Origin of the sequence: Paraburkholderia oxyphila NBRC 105797, assembly GCF_000685075.1 — a bacterium.
Lineage (GTDB): Bacteria > Pseudomonadota > Gammaproteobacteria > Burkholderiales > Burkholderiaceae > Paraburkholderia > Paraburkholderia oxyphila.
Window position 1 is genome coordinate 1 of record NZ_BAYD01000236.1, and the last position, 3,117, is coordinate 3,117.

Sequence of the window (3,117 nt, forward strand, 5' to 3'; positions counted from 1 at the left end):
GCGGGTACACCGGCAAGATCAACTCGGGCGAGGAGGCGCATGGTGTGGCTGCCTGTCCGTACGAGTTTTACGCGAAGTGGATCAACGACCCGGAAGGCACACGCAAGCAGGTCGAGGCGCTTACGCGGTCGTCACCAGGTACGCCGGAATGTCCGATCGAAGGCATTCCGCACACTGCCGCCGCGCACCGCTGAGCGTGTGCGTGATTCAGCGCCGGGCTAGGCCCGGCGCACCGCCACCGATTCGCATGCATCATGCAAACGTCAATCAATCAATATGTCATTCAGGCGGAGCCGTACTACCGGCCCGTCGCGGACGAGATCGAACTGTTCGAGGCCGCGTACGGGCTGCGCATGCCGATGATCCTGAAGGGGCCCACGGGCTGCGGAAAGACACGCTTCATGGAATACATGGCGTGGCGCCTCAGCAGGCCGCTCGTCACGCTCGCGTGCAACGAGGACATGACGGCCTCGGATCTGGTCGGGCGGTACCTTCTCGACGCGGAGGGCACCGTCTGGCAGGACGGCCCGCTGACCGTGGCGGCGCGTCATGGCGCGATTTGCTACCTGGACGAGGTCGTCGAGGCGCGGCAGGACACGACGGTCATTATTCATCCGCTGACCGACGATCGGCGCCTGCTTCCTCTCGACAAACGCGGCGAGCTGGTTCACGCGCACCAGGACTTCCAACTCGTCGTCTCATATAACCCCGGCTATCAGAGCGTCACCAAGGATCTCAAGCAGTCTACGAAGCAGCGCTTCGGCTCGATCGATTTCCATTACCCTGACGTTGAGATCGAGACCGACATCGTGGCACACGAGAGCGGCGTTGCGCGGGAGATCGCGGCCAAGCTGGTGGGCGTTGCTCAGAAATCGCGCGCGCTGCGTGGACGTGGACTGGAGGAGGGCATCTCGACGCGCATGCTCATTCATGCCGGTGCGCTAATCGAGCGAGGTATAGCGCCTCGCCGGGCCTGCCAGCTCGCGATGACCAAGCCGATCACTGACGACGAGGCCATGCTGCACGCGCTCGACGGCTTCATCGAGGCGTACTTCGGACCCTGAGGTGCCGATCTTGAGCGAGAACAGCATGATCGAGAGAGCGCAAACGGTTCCGGTCGAGCCAGATGCATTGAGTACCACTCGCCTGTCAACGGTCGAAACGACGCTGCAGCACTACCTGGCGGGGTTCGGTGTGATGGATGTGGCGATCGAACCGCTGCAGAGGGAACAACCGGATGCGGCCCCGGTGCGTCCGGCCATTAGCGATACGGTGCTGCTGCTACCCGAATGTTATTTCGCACACGAAGCCGGAACGGGTGCCAGCATATACCGTGCAGCGATCTCGCACGCACTGGCGCATCTGTTTCATTCGCCGCGCTACTGTCCTGTCGGCACGCGCAAGCCCATGTTGATCGCGGTGATCTCGCTGCTCGAGGACGCGCGTGTCGAGCGCCTGATGGCGCGTAGCTACCCGGGGCTGCACGCGTTATGGGGCCGTTTTCACGTGGCGTCGGAGGTAGACGGTCTCGGCTTCGGGGCGCTGGCGGCGCGGCTGGCACGAGCTTTGCACAACGCAGAGTACACGGACGGCAACTACTGGGTTGACAAAGGGCGGAAGCTCTTCGAAGGGTGCGTCGAGAGTCTGGAGGATCCGGCGCCATTCGAGGAGATCGCGAAGATTCTGGCGAACGACCTCGGCCAGATGCGGGTGCGCTTCGAGGCCCAGCAGTATCGCGTCGAACCGGCTTATCGCGACGACAACACCTTCTTATGGCACTTCGAGGCGCACGACCCGGCTTCGCCCGAGGATCCGGAGCTCGCGCGGGAATCGGTCCGCGTTGAGCCGGCCGACGCCGACGCCGGACGCGCCATGCACATACAACCGGTGCCGATAGAGGAGCGCCGACGTTTCAGCTACAACGAATGGGACTATCGGATCGAACGCGAGCGTGAAGCGTGGGCCACCTTGACCGAGCACGGCGGGGCGCCCGCGTCGCCGACGGCGCCTGGCGCGACGCAGCACCGGTTGTCGCGGCGTGGGCGGCTCCTGCATGCGGCACCCGCGCGCCAAGTGGACCGTGCCGTGCGGCTGCGCCGCCAGCACGAGGGCGATGAGCTGGACCTGAACGCCGCGATCGAAGGCCGGATCAGCCAGCGTGCGCGCATCGCGCCCGATCCGAGGGTCTTTCAGCGCGCCGGTCGCAGGCGCCGTCATCTGGCGATCCTGTTGCTGCTCGACCTGTCGGAATCGACCAACGACCGCGTCGGCAGCGGCTCCACGACGGTGCTCGACATCGAGAAGCGTGCGGCCGCGCTGGTTGCGGAGTCCGTCGACGCGGCGCACGACCGTGTCGCGCTGCACGGCTTTGCGTCGGACGGGCGGCACGACGTCCGTTATATAGAGATCAAGGATTTTGGTGAGCCGTATGGCGAGCTCCAGCGGCGCCGGCTCGACCAGCAGCGCGGCGCTCTGTCGACGCGAGTCGGCGCCGCGCTGCGACACGCGGCGAGCCGCCTGGCCGGGGAGCGCGCGGAAAAGAAGATCCTGCTCGTCCTCACCGACGGCGAGCCGTCCGATATCGACGTGTACGACTCGCGGTATCTCGTCGAGGACGCCAGGCACGCAGTGGCAGGGTTGGCGCACCGCGGGATCGATACCTTCTGCCTGACGCTGGACAAGCAGGCGGATGCTTACGTGCGTGCCATTTTTGGCGCTTGGGGTTATCTCATCGTCGACGACCCGGCGCTTCTGCCGTCGCAGCTGGCAGGTGTGCTGGCAAGGGTGGCGGCGCGCTGAGATGCCGGCCGGCGGCATCCCATGCAGCGAAGTGCCGGCTTGATTTAACTTGGTGCGATGGAGCATCGCTCATTCGACAACCAGACTGCAAAGGTGGCAAGCAAGTGGCCTTAACCGAACCCATCAAGGTTGGCGTCCTGTATTCGGAAACCGGCGTGACGTCAGCGATCGAAACGTCCCAGCTGTACGGGACGCTGTTCGCGATCGAAGAAGTGAACCGGGCGGGCGGCATCGATGGCCGGGAGGTGATCCCCGTGCACTACGACCCGCAGTCCGACCCGCGAACGTACCGGGTCCTCGCCGAGCGGCTGATCACTG

At 64.9% G+C, this 3,117-nt stretch carries 3 protein-coding genes and 1 pseudogene; all 4 read left to right on the plus strand.

Going from position 1 to position 3,117, the window contains the following annotated elements; all coding sequences use genetic code 11:
- Nucleotides 1-194: pseudogene (gene amiE / locus BO1_RS55950) on the plus strand (aliphatic amidase); the annotation flags it as partial.
- A 60-nt stretch (nt 195-254) separates the two neighbouring features.
- Nucleotides 255-1,064, plus strand: coding sequence for a CbbQ/NirQ/NorQ/GpvN family protein (locus tag BO1_RS48435; protein ID WP_028223726.1), 810 nt, complete (start codon nt 255-257; stop codon nt 1,062-1,064).
- A 10-nt stretch (nt 1,065-1,074) separates the two neighbouring features.
- Entirely contained in the window at nt 1,075-2,799 is a 1,725-nt protein-coding gene (locus BO1_RS48440) for a nitric oxide reductase activation protein NorD (RefSeq protein ID WP_156992817.1), read from the plus strand.
- Nucleotides 2,800-2,903: 104 nt separating this feature from the next.
- A partial coding sequence (locus tag BO1_RS55955; RefSeq protein ID WP_043289278.1) for a transporter substrate-binding protein occupies nt 2,904-3,117 on the plus strand: 214 nt, incomplete at its 3' end.

Bases quoted from the DNA above. Each gene is read 5' to 3' on its own strand.
- BO1_RS48435 (WP_028223726.1), top strand. From the start codon at position 255: ATGCAAACGTCAATCAATCAATATGTCATTCAGGCGGAGCCGTACTAC.